This is a genomic window from Janthinobacterium kumbetense (assembly GCF_023703445.1).
GTDB lineage: Bacteria > Pseudomonadota > Gammaproteobacteria > Burkholderiales > Burkholderiaceae_D > Janthinobacterium > Janthinobacterium kumbetense.
In genome coordinates, this window is record NZ_JAMQGR010000012.1 from 69,352 (window position 1) to 94,700 (window position 25,349).

Annotated in this window: 22 protein-coding genes; 16 read left to right on the top strand and 6 right to left on the bottom strand. The window is 62.9% G+C overall.

All coding sequences use genetic code 11. The features are described from left to right. Positions 1–6: 6 nt before the first annotated feature. The 13 genes from hisD to tatC all read left to right on the top strand — a co-directional run bounded on the left by hisD (position 7) and on the right by tatC (position 9,224). A complete protein-coding gene (hisD, locus tag NCG91_RS24115) occupies positions 7–1,332 on the top strand; it encodes a histidinol dehydrogenase (RefSeq protein ID WP_077398225.1) in 1,326 nt (441 codons plus the stop codon). Further along, positions 1,329–2,294 carry a DNA-methyltransferase gene (locus NCG91_RS24120; protein ID WP_251351541.1) on the top strand — a complete coding sequence of 322 codons (966 nt, stop codon included), beginning with the start codon at positions 1,329–1,331 and terminating at the stop codon, positions 2,292–2,294. Before hisD ends, NCG91_RS24120 begins: the two co-directional genes overlap by 4 nt. Positions 2,295–2,327: 33 nt before the next feature. Then, positions 2,328–3,422: a histidinol-phosphate transaminase gene (gene hisC, locus NCG91_RS24125; RefSeq protein WP_077398223.1), complete on the top strand. Its 1,095-nt coding sequence runs from the start codon at positions 2,328–2,330 to the stop codon at positions 3,420–3,422. Positions 3,423–3,441: 19 nt separating this feature from the next. Continuing rightward, positions 3,442–4,032: an imidazoleglycerol-phosphate dehydratase HisB gene (gene hisB / locus NCG91_RS24130; protein ID WP_010402123.1), complete on the top strand. Its 591-nt coding sequence runs from the start codon at positions 3,442–3,444 to the stop codon at positions 4,030–4,032. Positions 4,033–4,070: 38 nt separating this feature from the next. Then, the gene (hisH, locus tag NCG91_RS24135; protein WP_077398222.1) at positions 4,071–4,709 is read left to right on the top strand and encodes an imidazole glycerol phosphate synthase subunit HisH; all 639 of its coding nucleotides are present in this window, start codon (positions 4,071–4,073) and stop codon (positions 4,707–4,709) included. 49 nt (positions 4,710–4,758) lie between these two features. Continuing rightward, entirely contained in the window at positions 4,759–5,532 is a 774-nt protein-coding gene (gene hisA / locus NCG91_RS24140; RefSeq protein WP_070219639.1) for a 1-(5-phosphoribosyl)-5-[(5-phosphoribosylamino)methylideneamino]imidazole-4-carboxamide isomerase, read from the top strand. Between the two features lie 60 nt (positions 5,533–5,592). Then, positions 5,593–6,354 carry an imidazole glycerol phosphate synthase subunit HisF gene (gene hisF, locus NCG91_RS24145; RefSeq protein ID WP_099666082.1) on the top strand — a complete coding sequence of 254 codons (762 nt, stop codon included), beginning with the start codon at positions 5,593–5,595 and terminating at the stop codon, positions 6,352–6,354. A 26-nt stretch (positions 6,355–6,380) separates the two neighbouring features. Further along, positions 6,381–6,818 carry a phosphoribosyl-AMP cyclohydrolase gene (gene hisI / locus NCG91_RS24150; protein ID WP_034753847.1) on the top strand — a complete coding sequence of 146 codons (438 nt, stop codon included), beginning with the start codon at positions 6,381–6,383 and terminating at the stop codon, positions 6,816–6,818. Beyond that, positions 6,815–7,186: a phosphoribosyl-ATP diphosphatase gene (locus tag NCG91_RS24155; RefSeq protein WP_034753849.1), complete on the top strand. Its 372-nt coding sequence runs from the start codon at positions 6,815–6,817 to the stop codon at positions 7,184–7,186. Before hisI ends, NCG91_RS24155 begins: the two co-directional genes overlap by 4 nt. 15 nt (positions 7,187–7,201) lie before the next feature. Further along, positions 7,202–7,573, top strand: coding sequence for a histidine triad nucleotide-binding protein (locus NCG91_RS24160; protein WP_099666083.1), 372 nt, complete (start codon positions 7,202–7,204; stop codon positions 7,571–7,573). Positions 7,574–7,653: 80 nt separating this feature from the next. Then, positions 7,654–7,890, top strand: a complete 237-nt coding sequence (tatA, locus tag NCG91_RS24165; RefSeq protein ID WP_034780931.1) for a Sec-independent protein translocase subunit TatA — start codon at positions 7,654–7,656, stop codon at positions 7,888–7,890. A 48-nt stretch (positions 7,891–7,938) separates the two neighbouring features. Then, on the top strand, positions 7,939–8,472 hold the full coding sequence (gene tatB / locus NCG91_RS24170) for a Sec-independent protein translocase protein TatB (protein ID WP_251351542.1): 534 nt from the start codon (positions 7,939–7,941) through the stop codon (positions 8,470–8,472). After that, complete coding sequence (tatC, locus tag NCG91_RS24175; RefSeq protein WP_251351543.1) at positions 8,469–9,224, top strand: twin-arginine translocase subunit TatC; 756 nt, start codon at positions 8,469–8,471, stop codon at positions 9,222–9,224. The genes tatB and tatC overlap by 4 nt, the downstream gene beginning before the upstream one ends. Positions 9,225–9,317: 93 nt before the next feature. Here tatC and NCG91_RS24180 read toward each other — a convergent pair whose 3' ends face one another. From NCG91_RS24180 to NCG91_RS24200, 5 genes are all read right to left on the bottom strand, one after another. Beyond that, a complete protein-coding gene (locus NCG91_RS24180) occupies positions 9,318–9,698 on the bottom strand; it encodes a hypothetical protein (RefSeq protein ID WP_099666085.1) in 381 nt (126 codons plus the stop codon). A gap of 182 nt (positions 9,699–9,880) precedes the next feature. Then, the gene (locus NCG91_RS24185; protein ID WP_251351571.1) at positions 9,881–11,740 is read right to left on the bottom strand and encodes a DUF885 domain-containing protein; all 1,860 of its coding nucleotides are present in this window, start codon (positions 11,738–11,740) and stop codon (positions 9,881–9,883) included. 169 nt (positions 11,741–11,909) lie between these two features. Further along, positions 11,910–12,398 carry a hypothetical protein gene (locus NCG91_RS24190; RefSeq protein WP_251351544.1) on the bottom strand — a complete coding sequence of 163 codons (489 nt, stop codon included), beginning with the start codon at positions 12,396–12,398 and terminating at the stop codon, positions 11,910–11,912. Positions 12,399–12,467: 69 nt separating this feature from the next. Continuing rightward, the gene (locus tag NCG91_RS24195) at positions 12,468–16,649 is read right to left on the bottom strand and encodes a DEAD/DEAH box helicase (protein WP_251351545.1); all 4,182 of its coding nucleotides are present in this window, start codon (positions 16,647–16,649) and stop codon (positions 12,468–12,470) included. Continuing rightward, entirely contained in the window at positions 16,646–18,589 is a 1,944-nt protein-coding gene (locus NCG91_RS24200) for a dipeptidyl-peptidase 5 (protein ID WP_251351546.1), read from the bottom strand. Before NCG91_RS24200 ends, NCG91_RS24195 begins: the two co-directional genes overlap by 4 nt. Positions 18,590–18,789: 200 nt before the next feature. On the opposite strand from NCG91_RS24200, the gene hemE reads away from it, so the two are divergent. Together hemE and NCG91_RS24210 are read left to right on the top strand one after the other, a co-directional pair. After that, the gene (hemE, locus tag NCG91_RS24205; protein ID WP_251351547.1) at positions 18,790–19,875 is read left to right on the top strand and encodes a uroporphyrinogen decarboxylase; all 1,086 of its coding nucleotides are present in this window, start codon (positions 18,790–18,792) and stop codon (positions 19,873–19,875) included. Positions 19,876–20,715: 840 nt separating this feature from the next. Beyond that, positions 20,716–22,767 carry a primosomal protein N' gene (locus NCG91_RS24210; RefSeq protein ID WP_251351548.1) on the top strand — a complete coding sequence of 684 codons (2,052 nt, stop codon included), beginning with the start codon at positions 20,716–20,718 and terminating at the stop codon, positions 22,765–22,767. A gap of 14 nt (positions 22,768–22,781) precedes the next feature. Here NCG91_RS24210 and NCG91_RS24215 read toward each other — a convergent pair whose 3' ends face one another. Further along, positions 22,782–23,672: an ArgP/LysG family DNA-binding transcriptional regulator gene (locus tag NCG91_RS24215; protein WP_251351549.1), complete on the bottom strand. Its 891-nt coding sequence runs from the start codon at positions 23,670–23,672 to the stop codon at positions 22,782–22,784. Between the two features lie 129 nt (positions 23,673–23,801). On the opposite strand from NCG91_RS24215, the gene NCG91_RS24220 reads away from it, so the two are divergent. Beyond that, positions 23,802–25,250, top strand: a complete 1,449-nt coding sequence (locus NCG91_RS24220; RefSeq protein WP_251351550.1) for a dihydrolipoyl dehydrogenase — start codon at positions 23,802–23,804, stop codon at positions 25,248–25,250. The last annotated feature ends 99 nt before the right edge of the window (positions 25,251–25,349 follow it).

Consider the following 25,349-nt stretch of genomic DNA (forward strand, 5'->3'; position numbering starts at 1 on the left):
CCGATTATGCCGATACAGATACGCAAGCTCGATTCAAGCCAGGATGGTTTCCAACAATCGCTCGATACGCTGCTGGCGTTCGAGGCGGGCACCGATGCAGCGATTGAAACGTCGGTCGCAAAAATCCTGGCCGATGTGAAAACGCGCGGCGACGCCGCCGTGCTGGAATACACCAACCGTTTCGACCGCATCCCGCATGGCGGCGCGGCGGAAATGGCGGCGTTTGATATTTCGCAAGCCGAATTGCAGGCAGCCTTGAACGGCTTGCCGTCGGCCCAGCGCGAGGCGCTGCAGATCGCCGCGCAGCGCATCCGCGCCTTCCACGAACGCCAGCGCGAGGAGTTGCGCGGCTTTACCTACACCGAACCCGATGGCACGGTGCTGGGCCAGAAGATCACGCCGCTGGACCGGGTCGGCATCTACGTCCCGGGCGGCAAGGCCGCCTACCCGTCGTCCGTGCTGATGAACGCCATTCCCGCGCATGTGGCGGGCGTGGGCGAAATCATCATGGTGGTGCCGACCCCCGACGGCGTGAAAAACCAGATGGTGCTGGCCGCCGCCGCGATTGCCGGCGTGACGCGCGTGATCACCATCGGCGGCGCGCAAGCGGTCGGCGCACTGGCCTACGGCACGCAGACGATTGCCGCCGTGGATAAAATCGTCGGCCCCGGCAACGCCTACGTGGCCGCCGCCAAGCGCCGCGTGTTCGGCATCGTCGGCATCGACATGATCGCGGGGCCTTCCGAAATCCTGGTGCTGTGCGATGGTACGACGGACCCGGACTGGGTCGCGATGGACCTGTTTTCGCAGGCCGAGCACGACGAACTGGCGCAAGCGATCCTGCTGTGCCCCGACGCGGACTACATCGCGCAAGTCGAGGAGAGCATCGCCAAGCTGCTGCCGACGATGCCGCGCCAGGCCACCATCAGCACCTCACTGGCCGACCGCGGCGCGCTGATCAAGGTGCGCAGCATGGCAGAGGCGTGCGAGATCGCCAATGCCATCGCCGCGGAACACCTGGAAATCTCGGCGGAAAACCCGCAGCAGTGGGCCGAGCAGATCCGCCACGCGGGCGCCATGTTCCTGGGCCGCTTTTCGTCCGAATCGCTGGGCGACTATTGCTGCGGCCCCAATCACGTGCTGCCGACGTCGCGCACGGCGCGTTTCTCGTCGCCGCTGGGCGTGTACGACTTCCAGAAGCGTTCGTCCATCATTCACGTCAGTGAAGCGGGCGCGCAAACCCTGGGCCGCGTCGCCGCCACCCTGGCGTATGGTGAAGGCTTGCAGGCGCACGCGCGCAGCGCCGAATTGCGTCTGAAGCCGCAGCCATGACGAAGTTGGCGGAGCAGCCGGACTGGGTCAACCGGGTCTATTGCGAAGATGCGCTGGCGGGGCTGGCGCGCATTCCCGATGGCTCGGTGGACCTGATCCTGACGGATCCGCCGTACAACCTGGGCAAGGACTACGGCAATGCCTCGGACCAGCAGTCGGTGGCCGACTACCTGCGCTGGACGGAAGAATGGATCGATGCGGCGCTGCCCAAGCTGAAAGCCAACGGCAGCCTGTATATTTTTCTGACCTGGCGCTATTCGCCGGAGATCTTCGTCATGCTGAAACAGCGCATGGCGATGATGAATGAAATCATCTGGGACCGCCGCGTGCCGTCCATGGGCGGCAGCGTGCGCAGCTTTTCATCGGTGCACGACACCATCGGCTTCTTCGTCAAGCGCAAGGATTACTACTTCGACCTTGACGCGGTGCGCATCGCCTACGACGCGGCCACCAAGAAAGCCCGTTCGCGCTCGATCTTCATCGGCGCCAAATGGCTGGAAGTGGGCTACAACCCGAAAGACTTGTGGAGCGTGTCGCGCTTGCACAAGGAACACCCGGAACGGGCCGACCACCCGACGCAAAAGCCGCTCGAAATCATCGAGCGCATGCTCAAGGCTTCGTGCCCGCCCGGCGGCGTGGTGCTCGACCTGTTCATGGGCAGCGGCACCACGGCGCTGGCGGCGAAGCGCTGCGGGCGCGATTTCGTCGGCTTTGAGTTGAACCCCGATTACTGCGCCATCATCGAACAGCGATTGGCGGCGCTGGCGCAGGAGCTGGCCGAACCGGCCGCGCCGAAGGCGGAAAAGAAGAAGGCGCCGGCCAAGCGCCGCGCCGCCGCCGTGCCCAAGGCCGCCAAGGCGGCCAGTAAACAACCGGCTGCCGTGAAAAAGCCGCCCGCCGCGAAAAAAGCGCCGGCCCGCAAGGCGCGCAGCGCTAGCGTGCCGGAAGACGTCGTCATTTAGTCTCCCTTTAATTCCATCAGGAGTGTTTGCAGCATGTCTTTCCTCGATCAGTTAATCAGCAACACCGTGCGGTCCGATGTGCGGGCCGTCAAAAGCTACCAGGTAGCCGATGCCAGCGGTTACATCAAACTCGATGCGATGGAAAACCCGTATCCGCTGCCGGCGCAGCTGCGCGAAGAGCTGGGCGCGCGCCTGGCCGGCGTGGCGCTGAACCGCTATCCGCCGTCGTACGCCAGCCTGCAGGCGGCCATCTGCGCCAAGCTGGGCGTGCCTGCCGGCTTCGACGTCATGCTGGGCAACGGCTCCGATGAGCTCATTTCCGTCCTGGCCATGGCGTGCGCCCATCAGGAGCCGGGCAAGCGCGCCGTGCTGCTGGCGCCCGTGCCGGCCTTCGTCATGTATGCGCGCTCGGCGCAGTTCGCCGGCATGGATTTCGTCGGCGTGCCCTTGAAGAGTGATTTCAGCCTGGACATGGACGCCATGCTGGCGGCGATTGAACAGCACCGCCCGGCGCTGGTGTTCCTCGCCTATCCGAACAACCCGACGGGCAACCTGTTTGCCAGCGCCGACATCGAACGCATCCTGGCCGCCCTGGGCGACACGGGCATCGCCGTCGTCGACGAAGCCTATGAGCCGTTCGCACAGCACAGCTTCATGGGCCGCCTGCCCGAGTTCGAGAACCTGGTGGTGATGCGCACCGTGTCGAAACTGGGCCTGGCCGGCATCCGCCTCGGCTACATGTCGGCTGCGCCGGCCCTGCTGGCGCAGTTTGAAAAAGTGCGCCCGCCGTATAACGTGAATGTGCTGACGCAGACGGCGGCCGAATTCGCGCTCGAACACCTCGATGTGTTGAATGCCCAGGCGGACCTGCTCAACAGCGCGCGCGATACGCTGGCGCTGCGCCTGGCGGAGCTGCCGGGCGTGACCGTGTTTCCCTCGAAGGCAAATTTTCTTCTGATTCGTGTGGCTGATTCCGACGATGTTTGCGCAAAACTGCTTGCCCGCAGGGTTTTAATTAAAAATATGAGTAAAATGCATGCTGCGCTGGCCAATTGCCTGCGCATCAGCGTCAGCACCCCGGAAGAGAATTCCCTTTTTTACGATGCCTTCAAGGCATCCCTCGTTTAGCCTATCGCCAGAGCCTCCCATGAACCGCACCGCAGAAATCACGCGCAACACCAATGAGACGCAAGTTCGCGTCGCCCTCAACCTCGATGGCACGGGCCAGCAAAAGCTCAATACCGGCGTGCCCTTCCTCGACCATATGCTGGACCAGATCGCCCGCCACGGCTTGATCGACCTGGATATCGAAGCGACGGGCGACGTGCATATCGACAACCACCATACGGTGGAAGACGTGGGCATCACCCTGGGCATGGCCGTGGCCAAGGCTATCGGCGACAAGAAGGGCATCCGCCGCTACGGCCATGCATACGTGCCGCTGGACGAGGCGCTGTCGCGCGTGGTGCTCGATTTCTCGGGCCGCCCTGGCATCGAATACCACATCCCGTTTACGCGCGCCATGATCGCCGGCTTCGATGTCGACCTGACCCTGGAATTTTTCCGCGGCTTCGTCAACCATGCGGGCGTGACATTGCATATCGACAACTTGCGCGGTACGAATGCCCACCATCAATGCGAAACCGTGTTCAAGGCCTTTGGCCGCGCGCTGCGCATGGCTGCCGAGCTCGACGAGCGCGCGGCCGGCATCATTCCATCGACCAAGGGCAGCCTGTAAACGCCGCGCTCGCTATATTGTAGATTCCGGGATCAAACATGAATAAAATTGTGGTGGTGGATTACGGCATGGGCAACCTGCGCTCGGTGGCGCAGGCCCTGCGCGCCGTGGCGCCGGAAGCCGACGTGCGCATTTCCGGATCGGCGCAAGACATCGACAGCGCCGACCGCATCGTCTTGCCGGGCCAGGGCGCCATGCCCGACTGCATGCGCAGCCTGCGCGAATCGGGTGTGCTCGAAGCGCTGCTGCGCGCGGCCGACAGCAAGCCCGTGCTGGGCGTGTGCATCGGCGAGCAAATGTTGTTCGACGGCAGCGAAGAGGGCGATGCGGCCGGTCTGGGCTTGCTGCCAGGCAAAGTCGTGCGCTTCCAGCTCGACGGCCAGGTGCAGGAAGACGGCTCGCGCTTCAAGGTGCCGCAAATGGGCTGGAACCAAGTGCGGCAAACGGCGTCCCATGTCATGTGGGATGGTATCGCCGACAACGCCTATTTTTACTTTGTGCACAGCTATTTTGCTCAACCTCAAGAAGCGGCGCACACGGTGGGCGAGACTGTCTATGGCGCGCCGTTCGCTTGTGCCGTCGCCCGTGATAATATTTTCGCGACACAGTTTCACCCTGAAAAAAGCGCTGCCGCTGGCTTGCAGCTGTACAAGAACTTCGTTCACTGGCAACCTTAACGTTAGCTATCCGGCTTCCGCCCCTCACTCACTCTAAATCACACTGACCATGCTGCTCATTCCCGCCATCGACCTGAAAGACGGTCACTGCGTACGCCTGAAACAAGGCGATATGGAACTTGCCACCGTATTTTCCGAAGACCCGGCCGAGATGGCCCGCCATTGGCTGATGCAAGGCGCGCGCCGGCTGCACCTGGTCGACCTGAACGGCGCCTTTGCCGGCAAGCCGAAGAACGAAGGCGCCGTGAAGGCCATCCTGAAGGCCGTGCAAGATTTCGCGGTGGAAAATGATATCGAGGAAATCCCCGTGCAGCTGGGCGGCGGCATCCGCGACCTCGACACCATCGAGCGCTACCTCGACGCCGGCATCACCTACATCATCATCGGCACGGCGGCCGTGAAAAGCCCCGGCTTCCTGCACGACGCCTGCGGCGCCTTCCCGGGCCACATCATTGTCGGCCTCGATGCGAAAGATGGCAAAGTGGCAACTGATGGCTGGAGCAAGATGTCGGGCCACGAAGTGATCGACCTGGCGAAAAAATTCGAAGCCTACGGCGTCGAATCGATCATCTACACGGACATCGGCCGCGACGGCATGATGGGCGGCATCAATATCGAGGCCACCGTCAAGCTGGCGCAAGCCGTCAAGATCCCCGTCATCGCTTCGGGCGGCCTGCACAATATCGGCGACGTGGAAGCGCTGTGCGCGGTCCAGGCCGAAGGTATCGAAGGCGTGATCTGCGGCCGTTCCATCTATGAAGGCACGATCGACCTGGCGCAGGCGCAGGAACGCGCCGACGAACTGACCGACGCCGCCGTTTAAGCCAGCCCGGCCGGGGTGCGCGCGTGCACGCCCTGGCCTGGCGACAATCTGGATACCATCATGCTTGCAAAACGTATCATCCCCTGCCTGGACGTGACCAATGGCCGCGTTGTCAAAGGCGTCAATTTCACGGAATTGCGCGACGCCGGCGACCCGGTGGAAATTGCCCGCCGTTATGACGAGCAGGGCGCCGATGAAATCACTTTCCTCGACATTACCGCCTCGAGCGACAACCGCGGCCTGATCTTCGACATCATCGAAGCCGTGGCGTCGCAAGTGTTCATTCCACTGACCGTGGGCGGCGGCGTGCGCGTGGTGGAAGACGTACGCCGGCTGCTCAACGCGGGCGCCGACAAGGTCAGCATCAACACCTCGGCCGTGACGAATCCCCAACTGGTGTACGAGGCGTCGCAAAAGCATGGCTCGCAGTGCATCGTCGTCGCCATCGACGCCAAGCAAGTGTCGCCCGGTAAGTGGGAAGTGTTTACCCATGGCGGCCGCACTGCCACGGGCCTGGACGCCTTTGACTGGGCGCGTAAAATGGAAAGCCTGGGCGCCGGCGAAATCTTGCTCACCAGCATGGACCGCGACGGCACCAAGGTGGGCTTCGACCTGGGCCTGACGCGCGGCGTGTCCGACGCCGTCAGCATCCCCGTCATCGCCTCGGGCGGCGTGGGCGGCTTGCAAGACCTGGTCGATGGTATCAAGGTGGGCCGCGCGGACGCCGTGTTGGCCGCCAGCATCTTCCACTATGGCCAGCACACGGTGCAGGAAGCCAAGCAGTTCATGGCGCAGCAGGGCATTCCCATGCGCCTGGCGTAAACAAAATAGTACCCAGGATACAGAACATGCAAAACGGAACCATCGTAGCAAGCAATGCCAAGTGGCTGAAAAAGGTCAAATGGGACGAGCACGGCCTGGTGCCCGTGATCGCGCAGGAAGCGGGCAGCAACGACGTGCTGATGTTCGCCTGGATGAACCGCGACGCGCTGGCGCGCACGGTGGAACTGGGCGAAGCCGTGTACTGGAGCCGTTCGCGCAAGAAACTGTGGCACAAGGGCGAAGAGTCCGGCCACACGCAAAAGGTGCTGGAAATCCGCCTCGATTGCGATGAAGACGTGGTCTTGCTGAAAATCGAACAAGCCGGCGGCATCGCCTGCCATACGGGCCGCCATTCGTGCTTCTTCCAGAAATTCGAAGGCGACGAAAAAACGGGCGAATGGCAAGTCACCGACCCCGTCCTGAAAGACCCCGAGACGATTTACGCGGAAAGCAAGAGCAAATGAGTGAAACGTTAAAACGCCTGGCCGCCGTGATCGAATCGCGCAAGCTGGCCAACGGCGGCGACCCCGCCACCTCCTATGTCGCGCGCCTGTTTGCCAAGGGCGATGACGCCATCCTGAAAAAAATCGGCGAAGAAGCGACGGAAACGGTGATGGCCGCCAAGGATGCGCGCCGCGACAACGACCCGTCGAAGGTCCTGTACGAATGCGCCGACCTGTGGTTTCACAGCTTGGTGATGCTGGCGCAGTTCGACCTGACGCCGCAGCAGGTGCTCGACGAGCTGGCGCGCCGCGAAGGCTTGTCCGGCCTGGAAGAAAAGGCGGCACGCAAGGATGAGTTGCGCGACGCCGGCGAAACAGACAAACACTGACCTACTGGAGCGTGCGTGGATAACTGTATTTTTTGCAAGATTGCTGCAAAACAAATTCCCTCGACCATCGTGTATGAGGACGAGGACTTGCTGGCCTTCAAGGACATCAACCCGGCCGCCCCCGTGCATCTGCTGTTGATCCCGAAGCGCCACGTGGCCAGCCTGTCCGACTGCGATGACAGCCATACGGAGATGCTGGGCAAGCTGCTGCGTCTGGCGCCGAAGCTTGCTGCCGAGTTCGGCTGCGCCGTCACGTATGACGCCGATGGCGCGCCTGCCGGGGGCTTCAAGACCATGATCAACAGCGGCCCGAACGGCGGGCAAGAGGTGTATCACCTGCACATGCATGTGTACGGCGGTCCCCGCCCCTGGCGCGGTCAACACTGATTTCGCTGCGCGCCGGGTTCGCGTGTATACTACCGGCATTGGTCGACGCTATTCGGGCACCGTCCCGCAAGGAGAATGTGATGGGTTCATTGAGTATTTGGCACTGGGTGATCGTTCTGGTCATTGTGATGCTGGTCTTCGGCACCAAGAAACTGGGCAATATCGGCGGTGATATCGGCAAGGCCGTCAAAGGCTTCAAGGATGGCGTCAAGGGCGAAGATGACGCCCCGGCAGCCAATACCCCTCCTGCTGCGCCATCGCAAGTGGCCGACAAAAGCACCATCGACGTCGAAACGAAAGAGAAAAGCAAGTTCTGATAGCGTGGCGGGGCGCTTGCCTCGTCCGGTAACAGCCCTTGTCCGCTTATGATCGATCTCGGTCTCTCTAAAATCGCCATCATCGGCGTGGTTGCGTTGATAGTCATCGGCCCTGAAAAGTTGCCGAGAGTGGCGCGCATGGCCGGTACCCTGTATGGCCGCGCGCAACGCTATCTGAACCAGGTGAAATCCGAAGTCTCGCGCGAAATTGAAATGGAAGAGCTGAAAAACCTGCAGAAGGAAGTGCAGGATGCGGCCCATTCCGTCAAGCAAAGCGTGGAGAAATCCATGCATGGCGTGGAAAACTCGATCTCCGGCAACCTGGCCGAGGTGGAAAGCGCCTGGCGCGGCGATGCCAGTGCGTTTGAGGGGCAGCACGACGCCCATGAAGCCATGCTGCGCGCCACCAACGATGACCTGGCCCGCAAGGCGCGCGAATTCCGCCGCAAGAAGCTGGTGCGCAATTCCGCCATCCCCGGCTGGTACAAGCAGCGCCATGGCGGCAAGCTGCACGTGCAGTCGGCGGCCGCCCGCGTGGCGCGCTTTCGTCCGCGCGCCAGTTCCTCCTCCTTTTACTCATGAGTAGCAAATCTCCGGTGGAAGAAACCTTTATCTCGCATCTGGTCGAGCTGCGCAACCGCCTGGTCAAGGCCTCGATCGGTATCGCCGTCGTCTGCGCCGTGCTGTTTTACTGGCCCGGGCCCTCGCATATCTACGATTTTATCGCGGCGCCGATGATCGCCTCGCTGCCGGCCGGCTCGAAAATGATCGCCACCGGCGTCATTTCGCCGTTCCTGGTGCCGATGAAAGTGACCCTGGTGATCGCCTTCATCGTCGCCTTGCCCTGGGTGCTGTACCAGATGTGGGCGTTTATCGCCCCCGGCCTGTACACGCATGAAAAGCGCCTGATCGCGCCGCTGGTCATCTCGTCGTCCCTGCTGTTCATGGCCGGCGTGGCCTTCTGCTATTTCTTTGTGTTTGGCCGCGTGTTCCACTTCATCAGCGATTTTTCGCCCTCGTCGATCGCCGTCACGCCCGATATCGAAAACTACCTCGATTTCGTCATGTCGATGTGCCTGGCCTTTGGCGCCACCTTCGAAGTGCCCGTGGTGGTGGTGATCCTCGTGCGCATGGGCTTGGTTACTATCGCGAAACTCAAGGAAGTGCGTCCCTACATCATCGTCGGCGCCTTCGTGATCGCCGCCATCGTCACGCCGCCGGACGTGGTCAGCCAGTTCTCGCTGGCCATCCCGATGTGCCTGCTGTTCGAGCTGGGCCTGCTGGTGGCGCCCATCTTCGTCAAGGCCACCCAGGCGCCGGAAGAGGCGTCCTAGACGCAAGCTGGCACGTGCAAGATACGCAGGCAAAAGCCGCTGACCTCCTTCCGGAGCAGCGGCTTTTTCATGGTTGCGCAAGTGAGTGCGTGCTTACTGCAGCATCAGTTTGCTGAGGATGCCCAGGTTGAGCAAGATCAGGGTGCTCATCATCCAGTACACGTGTTTCATGTCGGCGCCATGGCGCAAGTCCATGCGTTCCAGGCGGGCGTCGAATTTTTGCTCCAGTGCATCTATTCTGGTATCGAATTTCAGTTCCAGCGCATCCACTCTGGTATCGACCTTTTGCGCCACCAGCTTGATTTCCCCCAGCAGATTGCGCTCCATCGCCGCCAGCTCGCCATGCACGACCACGGCCGAACCCAGTACTTCACCCAGCGCCGTCGCATGCGCTTCCGCCTGTTGCGTGGGCACGCCGGCCGAGGCGAGGCGTTTGGCGTAATCGAGGGTGTCGAACTGGATGGGCATATGCATGGACGCTCCTGTATCCAGCCTAGCAGGAAAATCGGCAATTGCCAGTGAGGAGGGCGGTGGCGCCTGCCTTCACAGCAGATTAACGACTATGGGCCGCGACGGTTTGCGCTGGCGCAAATACTGATGCAAAGGCAAAAAAAAGGGCGCCGCGGCGCCCTTTGCAAGCTGACGGCGAGCGCCAGTTAATTCATCAGTTCCTTGATGACTTTCACGGGCGCGCTGCCGTAGCTGAGGAATTGCTCATGGAAATCCTTCAGCACGAATTTGCTGCCCAGCGCTTGCTTGCGCTGTTCGCGCAAGTCCATGATTTCGCTGTAGCCGCTGAAATAGCTGGTCAGTTGCACCGAGCTCAGCTGCACGCGGCGCCATTTTTCCTTGGCTTCACGCTGGGTCTGGAAGGCCTGGCGCGTCAGCAGATCCAGCGCCTGTGCTTCCGTCATGCCCAGCACGTGGACGCTGTAATCGAGGATGGTGTTGGTGACGCTGCGCAAGTTCCACTTTGAATACATCAGCCACATTTCCGGCGCATTATTGCCATAGCCGGACTCGAGCATCATGCGCTCGCCATACACGGCCCAGCCCTCGATCATGGCGCCGTTGCCGAAGATGGACTTGACCAGCGACGGCGACTTGTTGGCGTACACGAGCTGCGTGTAGTGGCCGGGGATGGCTTCGTGGATATTCAGGATCTGCAAGATCCAGTGGTTGTACTCGCGCAAGCTGCTTTCCGCCTGCTCCGGCGTTTCGCCATCGAGCGGCGTCACGTTGTAATACGTGCGGTCCTGCGGGCGATACGGGCCGGGCGCCTCGATGCTGGCGCCAGCCACGCCGCGCTGGTAGGCGGGCGTTTCACGCACGACCAGCGGTTTTTTCGGGTCCATCGTCAGCAGGTTGTGGCTGGTCACCCATTCCTGCAGTTCCGGGATCTGGCGGCGGATTTCCGGCACGAAATCGGCGGGCGCCACGTGGTTGCTCGACAGCTTGTCGATCACCATGCCGATCTTTGCCGTGCGGTCCGCCGGCTTGGCCGTGGCGCCCATGGTTTTCACCCACAGCTCGTCGGACAGGCTATCCATGTGCTCGAGCAGCTTTTCGCGCGCGGCCAGGGCTTTCTGGTACATCTGCTCGGCGCTCACGCTGGCCTGGATATCGTAGGCAAATTTCTGTTCATACAGCTCCTTGCCGATGCGGAAGGAGCGCGCGTTGCCGTTCTGCGCCAGCGCGGCGTCCTGTTCCGTCAGCCAGGCGGCATAGCCTTGCACGGCTGTGCGGGCCGCGGCGATGCGGGCCGTGTACAGCTGTTTTTCCACCGGCGTCAGGATGGACGCCTGTGCCGTCTTGTTCAGGTCGTCAAGCACGCTGAGCACGCCGGCGCTCTGGGCGATGGCCAGCTGCGTGTGTTCGCGCGTGGGTTGATGGATGCTGGCGCGCGCGGCCGCGTAGTATTGCGGCACGGTGGCGATGCGCTTGAGCAAGGTACGCAGACGCTGCGGCTGCGCCGCGTATTCCGTGTTCAGGATGAAGTCGATGGAGCCGGCCACGTTGTACTGGGCGGGATTCCATTCGAATTCGCGGAAGGTGGTCAGATACCAGCGGTCCGATTGCAGTTTATTCGTCAGCAAGGCCAGGTCGGTACGTTGCTTGTCCGACATTTTGCTCGCATTCAGCTTGCCGAATTTACCCAGCCATTCTTCGATGAAGGCCAGTTGCTTCTGGCGGCTGGCCGCGTCGGGAATGCTCAGGTTGGCGGCGCCATCGTATTTGCCGACCGAAATCGCGCTTTCCGGGTCCAGGCGCCACAGGGCCGTGAGGAACTGGCCGCTGAGGTTATTCATGGAGCGGTCGCTGCTGTTCTCGCTGGCGACGGCCGCTACCGTGGCTGCCGTGGCGGCGCTGACGACGGCCGCTTTCTTGCCGACGGTTTTCTTCTTGCTGCTGCTGGTGCTGGCCTTGCCTTGCTTCTGCGGCTTCTTGGCGGCGCTGGCCGGTGTCAGGGTAAAGGCCATCATCAATGCGGCGAGCGCAACTTTATTTTTTATCAGCATAGTTTATCTCTTGAATATTTTGCTGTTTGTCCTGATCAGAAAATAATAAACTGATAATATAAGTAACAAACAACTATTGACAGGTTGGCCTTGCTTGCCTGGGCGGCCCAAAGATTAGCATTAATTGCCGCCGCTGCGCAGTTTTTTGCGCCGGGAGCGCGCCGCGCTAGACCACGATGGCGCTGCCGTGCAGCAATTCTTGGTGGCGCGCATTGATGGCCGCCACGGCATCCTTGCCGCGCGCCATGCCGGTGGCGTGGATTTCCGTTTCCTGCGTGTAGCGCTGGCTGACTCGTACCGTATAGGACTGGAACAGCCAGCTCCAGAAGTTCGTTTCATAGACGGCTTCATCCATGTCGCGCCATTTGACGCCCGTCAGTTTCTTTTTCCACGGCAAGATGCCGGACGCCAGCCAGACGCCCGCCTCGTCGTAGTACAGCTGATAGCTGCGGATGGTCAGCAGGCGGTAGCCGACGATCAGGGCCGAGCCGATCAGCACGACGAAGGCGGCGCGCGCGTTGTACTTGAAGGCCAGCGGCAGGGCGGCGAAAAACAGCAGCACGGCGATGAGGAAGGTGCTGACGTAGGCGGTCCAGGATTTGCCGCATAAAAAGGTGGCGCGCTGGCCGGCGCTGGTGGCGATATAGTCGGTCATGGCGTGGCATCAAAACAGGGAAAAACGATCATCGCATGGAACGCGGTGGCGCCGCTCATTTTTTCAATCTCATTGCTTCAACCCTTCCTGCAGCATGCCCAGCATGTCATTGGCCGACATGCGCGCGGCCGCGTCGCTGCCTTCCAGCAGGCTGTCGGCCAGGTCGCGCTTGTGCTGATGCAATTCGACGATGCCTTCCTCGATCGTGTGCTTCGCCACCAGCCGGTAAATGGTGACGGGGCGCAATTGCCCCATGCGGTGGGCGCGGTCCGACGCCTGGTCTTCCACGGCCGGGTTCCACCACGGGTCCATGTGGATCACGTAGTCGGCCGCCGTCAAATTGATGCCCATGCCGCCCGCCTTCAGGCTGATGAGGAAAACGTCGCCCTCGCCCGCCTGGAAGGCGTCGACGCGGCGCTTGCGCTCCTGCATGGGCGTGCTGCCATCGAGATACTGGTAACTGACGCCATGCTGCTCCAGGTGCTGGCGGATCAGGGTCAAATGGTCGACGAACTGGCTGAAGACGAGCACCTTGTGGCGGTTTTCCAGCAAGCCCGACAACAACTGGGCGAACGCCGCCAGCTTGCTGCTGGCCAGGCCCAGCTCGGGCGCCACCAGTTGCGGGTTGCAGCAGGCGCGGCGCAGCTTCATGATCTCGGCCAGGATCTGAATGGCTTTTTTCGATGCCGGCCCTTCCACCATGGCCAGCTTTTCCAGCGCTTCGCGGCGCAAGGATTCGTACAGCGCCGTTTCCTGCGGCGACAATTCCACTTCCAGCACGATTTCCGTGCGCGACGGCAATTCCGACAGCACTTGCGTCTTCGTGCGGCGCAGGATGAATGGCGCGATCAGGCGGCGCAGCCGCAGGCGCGCGCCGGCCGCCGCGCGCTTGTCTTGATCTTTCTCAATGGGACCGGCAAAGCGCAAATTAAACTGGTCGAGGGTACCCAGCAAACCGGGGTTGATGAAGCGGAACAGGTTCCACAATTCACCCAGGTGGTTTTCCAGTGGCGTGCCGCTGGCCACCATGCGGAAGTCCCCCTGCAGGGCCATCACGGCTTGCGAGCGCTTGGTGGCGCCATTCTTGATGGCTTGCGCTTCGTCGAGCACGATCGTATGCCAGCGCACGCCGGCAAACATAGTGGCTTCCTGTTGCAGCAAGCCATAGCTGGCCACCACCACGTCGAACGGCTGCAGTGTTTCCAGCATGTCGGCGCGGTCGCCGCTGCCGAACAGTTTGATGTTCAAGGTGGGGGTGAAGCGTTGCGCCTCGCTGATCCAGTTCATGCATACGGACGTGGGGGCGACGACGAGAGTGGGGCCGTGCGGCGCGCGCGCCAGGATCAGGGCCAGCGCCTGCAAGGTCTTGCCGAGTCCCATGTCGTCGGCCAGGCAGGCGCCCACGCCCCAGTGCGCCAAGCGCGCCAGCCAGTTAAAACCGGCCAGCTGGTAGTCGCGCAAGTCCGCCTGCAAGGTGCTGGGCAGCTGCGGCTGATAGTCGTCGAGGGCGCGCAGGCGCAGCAAGTGTTCGCGCCACAGTTTGTCGGCCTTCACGCCGCCCGCGTCGTTGGCCAGTTCTTCCAGCGCAAACGTGGCCAGCGGGTGGATGTGCACGCCGTCGGCATGTGCCTCGCCATACGCGGCCAGCTCGGACAGGCGGCGGTGCAATTCGTCGCTGAGGGCGAGGAACTGGTTGTCGCCCAGGGCCACGAAGCGGCTTTTATTGTTCTGCATCAAGTCCAGCAGGGCGCGCAAATCCATCACCTTGTCTTCGTCGATCTGCACTTCGCCGCTGGCGGCAAACCAGTCTTTCTCGCTCTTGATATTCAGGCGCATCTGGCCGCTGTCGATGCGTTTCGACACGCGCATGGTTTCGCCTTCGGGCCAGGCCAGTACCATGCCGTCCGGGTCCAGCGCCTGCAGCTCCACCAGCAATTGCAAGCCCAGGGCAGGCTGGCCCAGCAGCCACTCGCCATGCTCTTCTTCCGCCTCTTCCAGCACCAGGCAGCGACCGATGAGCTGGCGCTGCGCTTCGCGTTCCCCGTTCAAGTCGCGCCGCGCTTGCACGGCCCGGCCCGCCACATCGGCAAACACGCTTTCGGCGCCGCTGCCCGGTGCGTAATAGGCGCCGTTGTCGAGCAGGGGGCGCACCAGAATCTGCATTTTCAGACCCTGCTGGTAGGGCAGCAGGTGCACGTGCAGGCGGTGGTCGGCCGTGATCGCTTCCGCATCGCCCGCGCCGCCGCCGATGTCCGATTGCACGGTGACCATGGACGAGATGGCGCCGATCGCCTGCATCACCTGTTTTTCCGCATGCAGGGGCACGGACAGGCCCAGGCCCACGATGGCGCCGATGCGCCGGTGTTCGTCGAGGATGTGCACCACGCGCAAACGCGTCGGCGTCTCGCGCTGCACCACCACATTGCTGCCGTTGTCGGGCAGCGGCGGCTGCATGCCCAGCCACAGCTGCCCCTCGTGCGACTTGATGAGGAGCTCGGGCGCGCCGGCGATCAGTTCCACGCGCGTGTCGGGATGATCGAGCCAGAAGACGAGCGGGTGGCCCACCAGCAAGACGGCTGCCTTGTCGAGCTCGACTTCATAGCGGGGCGCCGACGAATAATATTGTTTAAAAGGCGCGATGCTGCCCGCCGCGCGCGCATCCTGCGGCGTGAGGAAGTCGATGTCGCCCGCCTCTTCGGCCAGGCGTTTCAAGCCCATGGCGCGGCCCTTGCTCCAGCCGCCCCGCGCATCGCGTTTCTGCTCGCGCACTTCCACCGCCGTCAGGCCAAAGCGCGGGTCGAACGCCACCAGCCACACCAGGCGCGACACGCCGCCCAGCGCCTCGGCGGGCGCGTTCTGCTGCAGGTTGATCAGCGCGCTCAGCTGGCGCTGCCACGCTTCCTGGCGCTCGAACCACGGCGCCATGTCCGTCAAGCCATGTTGCGCCCGCTTGGCCGTCGCATAGCGCTCCTGCTGCGGCTCGCCCATCAAGCCCAGCAAGCCGGCCGCCTGCGCCGCGATCAGGTCGTAGCCGGCCGCGTCGGCTTGCTGCACCAGCGATCGCAGCTGATCCTTGCGTTCGCTCAACTGCGGTAAGGCCAGCCAGTAGTACAACAAGGCCTGGAACAGTTGCGCCTGCAGTGCCGTTTCCCAGCTGCGCGTGGGGATGCTTTCCGCCAGTTGCACGCCGGCGCGCACCAGGCGCAGGGTATGGAGTTGCTGGTAGACGATGCTGTCGTGGTTCGGCTGCGCGTGCAGGGCGATATCGAGGTAAGTTTCCGCGCTTTTCAGCAGCTTGGCGTCGTTGCTGCGCAGCAAGGCCAGCACGTACAAGTGGCCGCCGATGCCCGTGAAGCACAGCTTGCGCTTGCCTGTTTCCTTGCGCAAGCCCTTCAAGGCTGTCTCGAAGCCCGCCACGGCGTGCGCATGTTCGCCGCGCAACAGGGCGATGCTGCTGTCGAGAAACAACACCTGCGGGCCCTGCTGGCCTGCCAGGTAGCGCGCAGCCGCATCGAGTTCGCCGCACAGCAGGGCGTCTTCGGCCAGGGCCAGCGGCAGGGCGGCGCCGATATGGTCGCCAGCCGCCGCCTGGCGCGCGTGGTGCGCGCGCGCGTACGCGCGGATGGCGTGCGCCGTGCCCGGCTCGCGCGGCGCATTGCCCAGCAGCACGGCGAGGATGTCATCCTGCAGTTGCGGCATGACGAAAGACAACATCTCCGGCTCGAACGGCCGGCCGAAGATTTCGATCAGCGGATGCAGCTGCTGCGCTTCATAGCACGCCATGCAGGCGGCCAGGATGGCGGCCACGTGGCGTACCTCGTCATTGCGCAGCAGGGCGATGCGCAGCCGCGCCACGCCCTGGCGGTAGCTGCGCAGCTCCACATAGCCATCCCAGTTGCGGCGCACGGGATTGATCAGCTCGATGGCCTGGCACAGGTCGCGAAACACCAGGTGTTCGATGGCGGCGCGCATGGCGGGCCAGCGCAGCCTCGCTTCGCAGGCAAAGCCCCGTCCCACGATTTCCGACGCCAGCGCCAGGCGCGTCAGCCGCAGCAGCATGTTCGTCACCACCAGCAGGGAAAACGGCGTGCCGTCCGGTTCGACGACATTGGCGCGCTGCAAGTGTTCATACACGGCATGCTTGCCCACCGGTTCGCCCGTGATCGCCAGCAGGGCCAGGATCATCTGCTCATGCTGCTCCAGTGCGGCGAACTCGTCCAGCAGATGCTGGTCGACATTTTGCTGGGTCATGCGGGCAAATTGGCGATATGCACGGGAGGCTCGCCGGCAGCCACGGGCAGGCCGAACACGCGCTGGTAGAAATACAGTTCCGCGTCCAGGGTGCGCACGATGTTTTCCGCCTTGCGGAAGCCGTGGCCCTCGCCTTCGAGCGGGACATACGCGACGGGCACGCCGCGCGCCTGCAGGGCGTCGACCATCAGCTGCGACTGCTGCGGCGGCACCACCTTGTCATCGAGGCCCTGGAAGAAGATCATCGGGCGCGACAATTTATCCGTGTGGTGGATGGGCGAGCGCTCGCGGTACAGCGCCTCGGCTTGCGGCTGCGAAGCGATCAGGTAGTCGGTGTAGCGCGATTCGAACTTGTGCGAATCGTTGTCCAGGCCCTTCAGGTCGGACACGCCATAGTAACTGGCGCCCGCCTTGAAGACGTCGTGGAACGTCAGGGCGCACAGGGTCGTCAGGCCGCCGGCGCTGCCGCCGCGGATGATCAGGCGTTCCGGGTCGGCCAGGCCGTTGGCGGCCAGGTAGCGCGCGCCGGCGATGCAGTCTTCCACGTCGACGATGCCCCACTGCCCGCGCAGCGCGTCGCGGTATTCGCGGCCGAAGCCGCTGCTGCCGCCATAGTTGACGTCGAGCACGCCGATGCCGCGGCTGGTCCAGTACTGCGTCGCCAGTTTCAAGGTATTACTGGCCATGCTGGTGGGGCCGCCGTGGCTGATGACGATGACGGGTGGCAACGTTCCTGCCGGCGCCTGCACGTCGCCATTCGTGGGCGCATAAAAGAAGGCGTGCGCCGTGCGGCCATTGTTGCTCGGATAGCTCAAGCTGCGCGGCACGGACAGGTAGCCGAGCGCAGGCAGGGCCGTGATCGACTGCGCCAGCACTTCCAGTTCATGGTTGGCCAAATCGATGCGCGCCAGTTCCAGCGCGATGGTGGGGCTGCCGCCCAGCAGCGCGACGAAGCCGGGGCCCACGCGCAGCTCGCGGATTTCCTGGTACGGGTGGGGAATCGGTTCCAGCTTGGCCGCCGCCACGTTCAATTGCGCCAGGTAGCTGATGCCGGCCTGGATATACGTGCAGACGATCTCGTCGTCGGACAGGAAACCGTACATGCTGCCGCCGAAGGTCCAGTGCGGCGTGGCAAATTCCGCTTCCATCGGGCACAGCGCCTCGATGTCGGCGCCGTGCAGGCGGTACAGGTTCCACCAGCCGCTGCTGTCGGACACGAAGTGCAGCAAGCCGTTCGGCGACCATTCCGGCTGGCAAATCGACTCGCGCGCGCCGCCGGCGATCAGGCGCGGCGAGCCCAGGCTGCCATCTGCCTGCACGTCGGCCAGCCACAGTTCCGTGCCTTGCCACGGCAGGCGCGGGTGGTCCCAGCTGATCCAGGCCAGCTGGCTGCCGTCCGGCGACAAACGCGGCGCCGCATAGAAATCGTGGCCGCGCGCCAGCACCGTTTCGCGCCCGTCGAAGCCGACGGCGGCCAGGCAGTTTTCCGGCAGGGCATGGCCTTCCTGCGGATGCTGTTCGCGCACGGCGATCAGGCGGGAACGGGCCGCATCGACCACGAAATCCGCATGGCGCGTGTTGCCGCCGGTGGTGAACGCTGCGGGCGCGGCGTCGCCGCTCACGCGGTACAGGCAATTGTCGGCGAAATGCGAAAAGTAGACCGTATCGCCGGCCACGGCATACGCGCCGCCGCCATATTCATGCACGCGGGTGCGCACATTGAAGGGCGCCGGCGTCAATTCATCGACGCGTGCGCCGCGCTGGCGCAGCAGGGTGTTGCGGCCCGCCTCGCTGGCGCGCCCGGCCAGCCAGAACACGTCGCCGCCATCCGCACCGCCCAGGGCCAGCTGCGTCAGCGGCGAGGCGCCGGCGGCGACGATGGCCGCGCTGATCGGCGATGGCCAGATGCCATAAGGGGTGCTGGATGCGGTCGAGGTCATGCGGGCTCCGTATAGTGAGGGGATCAAGGGCCGCCAGGCAGGGTCAAGGCGCGCGGCGGCGTGCATCATCATAATGGAAGGGCTGGCACAACGAAAGTCATCGCTGTGCGTGGCAAATGCTGCAAAGCGGCACCGGAATCAATGAAATGGCGGCGATTGGATGCGATAATACCGCTTCTCCAAGCTATTGATTGCCTTCCATGCCACAATTTGCTCCGCTCCAGAACGATACTTTCCTGCGCGCCCTGCTGCGCCAGCCGACCGAGCACACCCCAGTCTGGCTGATGCGCCAGGCAGGCCGCTATTTGCCCGAATACCGCGCCACGCGCGAGCGGGCCGGTTCCTTCCTGGGCCTGGCAAAGAATCCCGATTACGCCACGGAAGTGACCCTGCAGCCCCTGGAGCGCTTCCCGCTCGACGCGGCCATCCTGTTTTCCGACATCCTGACGGTGCCTGACGCCATGGGCCTGGGCCTGTATTTCGCCGATGGCGAAGGCCCGAAGTTCGAGCGCCCGCTGCGCACGGAACAGGACGTGAAGGCATTGCAAGTGCCGGACCTGGAATCGCTCGACTACGTCTTCAAGGCCGTCACGCAGATCCGCACGGAACTCAACGGCCGCGTGCCGCTGATCGGTTTTTCCGGCAGCCCGTGGACCCTGGCGTGCTACATGGTGGAAGGCGGCGGCTCGAAAGAGTTCCACACCATCAAGAAGATGCTGTACAACCGCCCGGACCTGATGCACCACATCCTGGCCATCAACGCCACTTCCGTGGCGCAGTACCTGAATGCGCAAATTGATGCCGGCGCGCAAGCCGTGATGATTTTCGATTCCTGGGGCGGTGCGCTGGCCGATGGCGCCTATCAGGAATTCTCGCTGGCCTACATGCAGCAAGTGGTGGCGCAATTGAAACGCGACAAGGATGGCGTGAAAATCCCTGCCATCGTGTTTACCAAGGGCGGCGGCCAGTGGATCGAGCAGATCGCCGACATCGGCGCCGATGCCGTGGGCCTGGACTGGACCGTCAACCTGACGCGCGCGCGCCAGCTGGTGGGCCATAAAGTGGGCTTGCAAGGCAATCTGGACCCGGCCATCCTGTTCGCCAGCCCCGAGCAGATCCGCGCCGAAGTGGCGAAAGTGCTCAACGCCTTCGGCGCGCCGTCGGAAGGCACGGGCCACGTGTTCAACCTGGGCCACGGTATTTCCCAGTTCACGCCGCCGGAGTCGGTGGAGGCCATGGTGGAAGCCGTGCACAGCATGAGCCGCGCCATGCGCAGCGGCCAGTAAGTAGCCGTTTTCCCCTGGCGCAGGGGCAGAAAGGCAGGCTTTCCAGCGGAAGCCTGCCTTTTTCTTTGCTGCGCCTTCGCAAGAAATACCGACTTATGCACAATTTTTTTTGCTGCGGAAATAAGAGGCAGTCGAAAAGCCATGCCCGGAGACGCTCTGCAAGTGCTTGATTATTAAGACATAAAAAAAGCCTTGTTCGGCGGACTTTGTTGCTATTGATAAGGTTATTCTTTCGTTCGCCTGCCTTATTCCTTCATTGTCCACAAAGTTATCAACAGATTCTGTGGATAAAATTGAAAAGTATTTTGTTAACCGATACTTAGCGCCGATGTTCAGGTTTCACCTGAAGTGCATGTTGCACTGCATGATAATTGAACAATGTTTCGCCGCCCGGCAGGGAAAAACGAACGCTTGCCCGGCAATTGTCAACTTTGCAGCATGCCGCCGCCGGTTTTCCGGATCGGCCGCCGCAAAAGCGGGCTGATTTCTGTATAAATAAATTACAAATGGTTCAGTTATGCACAGCGGCGGAAATGCCCTGCGGTTTTCCAGCCTCCCGGGCGTCAATTTTTAAGTCGTTGATTTTAAATACTTAATTTTTCTTGCGTGCCGCTCTTGACGGCGATCGAAATTTTCTGTCCACATTTTTCTGAAAGTTAATTTTGCTTTGTCCACAAAGTTATCCACAGAATTTTCTTCAGGCACGATGCCGCGCCATCCTGCCTGCCGTTAGGCGTTTGAGGGGCGAAACAAGTATCATGGCCCGCTGGCTTGATGCCGGACATCCCGCGCGCCATCGATTCTGCGGCGCGCTTTTTTATTGAGATAGGCCCTATCCCCATGTCGCAGTGCATTTTGACGTCGTGCATCCTGAACATCGCGCTCGACACGCCCTTGAACGCCCTGTTCGACTACCGCTGGAACGCGGCGGCGGACGCGGATGCTGCCGTGCCTCTGCCGCAAGTGGGGCAGCTGGCGCTGGTGCCGTTCGGCCGGCGCGAGGTGATGGGGCTGATCGTCGGCGTGTCCGACAGCACCGACGTGCCCGCCGCGAAACTGAAGGACGTGCTGGCCGTGCGCAGCCAGCTGGCGCCGTTGTCGGAACAGTGGCTGGCGCTGGCCGCCTTTGCGGCCGATTACTACCAGCGTCCGCTCGGTGAAGTGGCGCTGCCGGGTTTACCGAAGAATTTGCGCGTGCTCACCACCGTGGCGCTCGACCGCGCCATCAAGAAGCTGGGCAAGCTGGCCGACGCGCATGACGGCACGCCGTTGAACATGCCGGCCCTGAATCCTGCCCAGCAGGAAGCGGCGGACGCCATCGGCGGCGCCCAGGGTTTCAAGCCAACCCTGCTCTACGGCGTGACGGGCAGCGGCAAGACGGAAGTGTATCTGCAAGCCTGCGCCCAGGTGCTGGCGCGCGAGGACGATGCGCAAATCCTGATTTTGGTGCCGGAAATTAACCTCACGCCCCAGCTGGAAGGCAATATCCGCGCGCGCTTTCCCGGCGTCATGCTGGCCACCCTGCACAGCAGCCTGTCCGAAGGCGAGCGCATGCTGCACTGGCTGGCCGCGCACCAGGGCCAGGCGCGCATCGTGCTCGGCACGCGATTGGCCATCCTGGCGTCCTTGCCGAAACTCAAACTGATCGTCATCGACGAGGAACACGACCCGTCGTACAAGCAACAGGAAGGCTTGCGCTATTCGGCGCGCGACCTGGCCGTGTGGCGCGCCTGGCAATTGCAGATCCCCATCGTGCTCGGTTCGGCCACGCCGTCGCTGGAAAGCTGGCACCATGCACAGACGGGGCGCTACCGCAAGCTGGAGTTGCGCGAACGGGCCGTCAAGAATGCGGTGTTGCCGCGCGTCAAGATTCTCGACATGGAGCGCGACCGGCCAAAAGATGGCCTGACTTCGCATTTGGTAGCCGCCTTGAAACTGCGCATGGAGCGCGGTGAACAGTCGCTGCTGTTCTTGAACCGGCGCGGCTATTCGCCCGTGATCTGCTGCGAATCGTGCGGCTGGATCAGCAATTGCACGCGCTGCACCTCGTTCATGGTGCTGCACAAGCCCGAACACCGGCTGCGCTGCCACCATTGCAGCCTGGAACTGCGCATTCCCCGCCATTGCCCCACGTGCGGCAACGTCGACCTGCAGCCGCTGGGACGCGGCACGCAGCGCGTGGAAGAGGGCTTGCAGCAATTGTTTCCAGAGGCGCGGATCTTGCGCATCGATGCCGATTCCACGCGCAAGAAGGGCAGCGCGCAGGAAGCGTTCGACACCGTGCACCGGGGCGAAGTGGATATCCTGATCGGCACGCAGATGGTGGCCAAGGGCCACGATTTCAAAAAGCTGACCCTGGTCGGCATTTTGAATCCGGACACGGCCCTGTTTTCCCAGGATTACCGGGCCAGCGAACGGCTGTTCGCCCAGCTGATGCAAGTGGCGGGCAGGGCAGGGCGGGCTGCGCAGACGGAGGGCGGCAGCGTTAGCGAAGTGCTGATCCAGACGCGCTATGCGCGCCATCCGCTGTACGACGCCGTCGTCAACCACGATTACGATCACTTCGCCACCACCTTGCTGGAAGAGCGGGCGCAGGCGGCGCTGCCGCCGTACCTGTTCCAGGCCCTGCTGCGCGCGGAAGCGCCCGAGCTGGCCACGGCCATCGAGTTCCTGCAGGCGGCCAAGGAATGCATGGAACATCCGCAGGTGACCATCAACGACCCGATTCCCATGAGCATGACACGCGTCTACAACGTGGACCGCGCGCAGTTGCTGCTGGAGTCCGCCTCGCGGCCCGCCCTGCAGGCGTTTTTAAAGGAATGGCTGATGGCATTGCGCGCCATGAAGACGCGCGTGAAATGGTCGCTGGAAGTGGACCCGCTGGATATTTAAATCAAGTCACTGAATTAGTTCAGGTAGTCGCGCGCGGACTTGACGATCTGCTCGGACAGCAGCTTGGTAAACGGCGTGTCCAGGGTCCAGGCGTGCCAGCTCAGCGGTACGTCGAGGGTGCTGCCCGGCATCAGATCCACGAGACGGTCCGTCGCCAGCGCTTGCGCGGCCAGGCGCTGCGGCATCAAGCCATAGGCCAGGCCATCCTGGACGCAGCCGCGGCGCGCCGCTTCCACCGGCAAGGTGTGGTGCGGAAACGGTTCACGCATGTTCAATTGTTCCGCGAGGAAACGCGCCAGCAAGCCGTGCTGGCCCACGACGGCCGGCGCCAGTTGCACCGCTTCGGCAATAAAGCCGTCGCCGAACCAGTGGCCCGCGAACACGGGCGTGGCTACGCAGACATAGCGCAAGGTGCCCAGCGGCGTGACGCTGGTGGCGGCGGCCGCATCGATCGCTGTGCCGGACTCTGCCGCCACGCAGCCGAACACGGAGCCGTCGCGCACCATCTGCAAGGCGCTGTCGCTGTCGGCCAGGCGCACGTCGAGCTGGCAGCGCGGCGGCGCCAGCAGGGCGGACAAGGTGTCGGGGAACCACGTGGCCAGGCTGTCGGCATCGATGGCGATGGCGATTTCCGGCATGCTGACGCTGTTGCCCAGGTCGATGTCGAGCGAGGCTTCCATCAGCTTGACGTTGCGGTGATGCACGATCAGGCGCTGGCCCAGGCCCGTCGGCACGGCTGGCTGGCCACGGATGATCAAGAGGCGCCCGCTGGCGTCTTCCAGCGCCTTGATGCGCTGCGAGACGGCCGACTGGGTGATGCCCAGCGCCAGGGCGGCCTTGTCGAAACTGCCATGGCTGGCGACGGCGTCCAGCACGGCCAGCGCGCGATAATCGAGTGATCCCATTAGCTCAGCTTATAAATTTTGAAAATGATTAGTTATACTAATGCATATATTGCTGCAAAGTAAAACCTTATTTTTGCGAAACGGGTAGTATCGAACGCTGTGAGCAACCTCAAACGGATGGGCAGCGGCATGAAGACGATACGAGTGGATGTGGCCGTGATCGGCAGCGGCACGGCCGGCATGACGGCGCACAGGGCGGCGCGCATGCAGGGCAAGCGCGTGCTGATGATAGAAAGCGGGCCGTACGGCACGACGTGCGCCAGGGTGGGCTGCATGCCCAGCAAACTCTTGATCGCGGCGGCCGAGGCGGCCCATGCGGTGGCGGCCGCGCCGGCTTTCGGCGTGCATGCTGGCCCCGTGCGCATCGATGGCCGGCAAGTGATGGCCAGGGTGCGCAGCGAACGCGACCGTTTTGTCGGCTTCGTGCTCGACGGCGTCAATGCCATTGCCGACGAAGAAAAATTGCGCGGCCATGCGCGTTTTATTTCCCCCGGCACATTGCAGGTGGATGAACATACCTTGGTGGAAGCGGCCAGCGTGGTGATCGCCACCGGTTCCACGGCCATCGTGCCGCCCGAGTGGCAGGCGGCGGGAGACCGAGTCATCACCAGCGACGCCGTGTTCGAGTGGACGGACTTGCCCGCTTCCGTGGCCGTGGTCGGCAGCGGCGTGATCGGCCTGGAACTGGGCCAGGCGCTGGCGCGTCTCGGCGTGCGCGTGACCCTGTTTGCGCGCGGCAATAAAGTCGCGCAGCTGACGGACCCGCTGGTGCTGCGCGAGGCGGACGCCGTGCTGGCGCGCGAACTCGATATCCGTTTCATGACCGGCGTCGCGCACGTGGCAAAAACGCCCGACGGCAAGGGCATCCTGCTCACCAGCCGCGATGCCGCGGGCGTGGAAAAAACCGAGCAGTTCGAGTATCTGCTGGCCGCCGTCGGCCGCCGCCCGAACGTGGACAAGATCGGCCTGGAAACGGCGCAAATCGAGCTCGACCGTCACGGTGTCCCCCTGCATGATGCGCACACCATGCAGTGCGGCAAGAGCGCCATCTTCATCGCCGGCGATGCCGACAATGCACTGCCGCTGCTGCCCGAAGCGGCCGACGAGGGCCGCATCGCGGGCGACAACGCGGCGCGCTTTCCGGACGTCAAACCGGGCTTGCGCCGCACGCCCTTGACCATCGCCTTCACGGAGCCGCAGATCGCCACCCTGGGCGCGACGTACCAGCAATTGTGCGTGAGCCACGCGGGCCGTTTCGCCGTCGGCGCCGTGTCGTTCGGCAACCAGGGCCGCAGCCGCGTGATGCTGCAAAACCAGGGCTTGCTGCGCGTGTATGCGGAATTTGGCAGCAAGCGCTTTCTCGGCGCCGAGCTGATCGGCCCACGGGCGGAACACCTGGGCCATTTGCTGGCTTGGGCGTGCCAGGCGCAGCTGACGGTGCCGGCCATGCTCGACATGCCGTTTTACCACCCCGTCATCGAGGAAGGCGTGCGCACGGCCTTGCGCGAACTGGCGCTGCACCTGGAAAAAGACCCGGAACACGCGCCCGGCTGCGCCGACTGTACCCCCGGCCCTTGAATGCAACTTTGCGATTTACATAATTTTGTAGACAAGCTCACATGATTGCGCGATCATCGCTGCCACATTGAAATATTGATTAAAAGCAAAAAACATTTC

Bases quoted from the DNA above. Each gene is read 5' to 3' on its own strand.
- NCG91_RS24155 (WP_034753849.1), top strand. From the start codon at position 6,815: ATGAGTGAAACGTTAAAACGCCTGGCCGCCGTGATCGAATCGCGCAAG.
- hisB (WP_010402123.1), top strand. From the start codon at position 3,442: ATGAACCGCACCGCAGAAATCACGCGCAACACCAATGAGACGCAAGTT.
- NCG91_RS24210 (WP_251351548.1), top strand. From the start codon at position 20,716: ATGTCGCAGTGCATTTTGACGTCGTGCATCCTGAACATCGCGCTCGAC.
- hemE (WP_251351547.1), top strand. From the start codon at position 18,790: ATGCCACAATTTGCTCCGCTCCAGAACGATACTTTCCTGCGCGCCCTG.
- tatB (WP_251351542.1), top strand. From the start codon at position 7,939: ATGATCGATCTCGGTCTCTCTAAAATCGCCATCATCGGCGTGGTTGCG.
- NCG91_RS24200 (WP_251351546.1), bottom strand. From the start codon at position 18,589: ATGACCTCGACCGCATCCAGCACCCCTTATGGCATCTGGCCATCGCCG.
- hisA (WP_070219639.1), top strand. From the start codon at position 4,759: ATGCTGCTCATTCCCGCCATCGACCTGAAAGACGGTCACTGCGTACGC.
- NCG91_RS24220 (WP_251351550.1), top strand. From the start codon at position 23,802: ATGAAGACGATACGAGTGGATGTGGCCGTGATCGGCAGCGGCACGGCC.
- tatA (WP_034780931.1), top strand. From the start codon at position 7,654: ATGGGTTCATTGAGTATTTGGCACTGGGTGATCGTTCTGGTCATTGTG.
- NCG91_RS24215 (WP_251351549.1), bottom strand. From the start codon at position 23,672: ATGGGATCACTCGATTATCGCGCGCTGGCCGTGCTGGACGCCGTCGCC.
- hisC (WP_077398223.1), top strand. From the start codon at position 2,328: ATGTCTTTCCTCGATCAGTTAATCAGCAACACCGTGCGGTCCGATGTG.
- hisH (WP_077398222.1), top strand. From the start codon at position 4,071: ATGAATAAAATTGTGGTGGTGGATTACGGCATGGGCAACCTGCGCTCG.
- NCG91_RS24195 (WP_251351545.1), bottom strand. From the start codon at position 16,649: ATGACCCAGCAAAATGTCGACCAGCATCTGCTGGACGAGTTCGCCGCA.
- hisD (WP_077398225.1), top strand. From the start codon at position 7: ATGCCGATACAGATACGCAAGCTCGATTCAAGCCAGGATGGTTTCCAA.
- hisF (WP_099666082.1), top strand. From the start codon at position 5,593: ATGCTTGCAAAACGTATCATCCCCTGCCTGGACGTGACCAATGGCCGC.
- NCG91_RS24190 (WP_251351544.1), bottom strand. From the start codon at position 12,398: ATGACCGACTATATCGCCACCAGCGCCGGCCAGCGCGCCACCTTTTTA.
- NCG91_RS24120 (WP_251351541.1), top strand. From the start codon at position 1,329: ATGACGAAGTTGGCGGAGCAGCCGGACTGGGTCAACCGGGTCTATTGC.
- tatC (WP_251351543.1), top strand. From the start codon at position 8,469: ATGAGTAGCAAATCTCCGGTGGAAGAAACCTTTATCTCGCATCTGGTC.
- hisI (WP_034753847.1), top strand. From the start codon at position 6,381: ATGCAAAACGGAACCATCGTAGCAAGCAATGCCAAGTGGCTGAAAAAG.
- NCG91_RS24180 (WP_099666085.1), bottom strand. From the start codon at position 9,698: ATGCATATGCCCATCCAGTTCGACACCCTCGATTACGCCAAACGCCTC.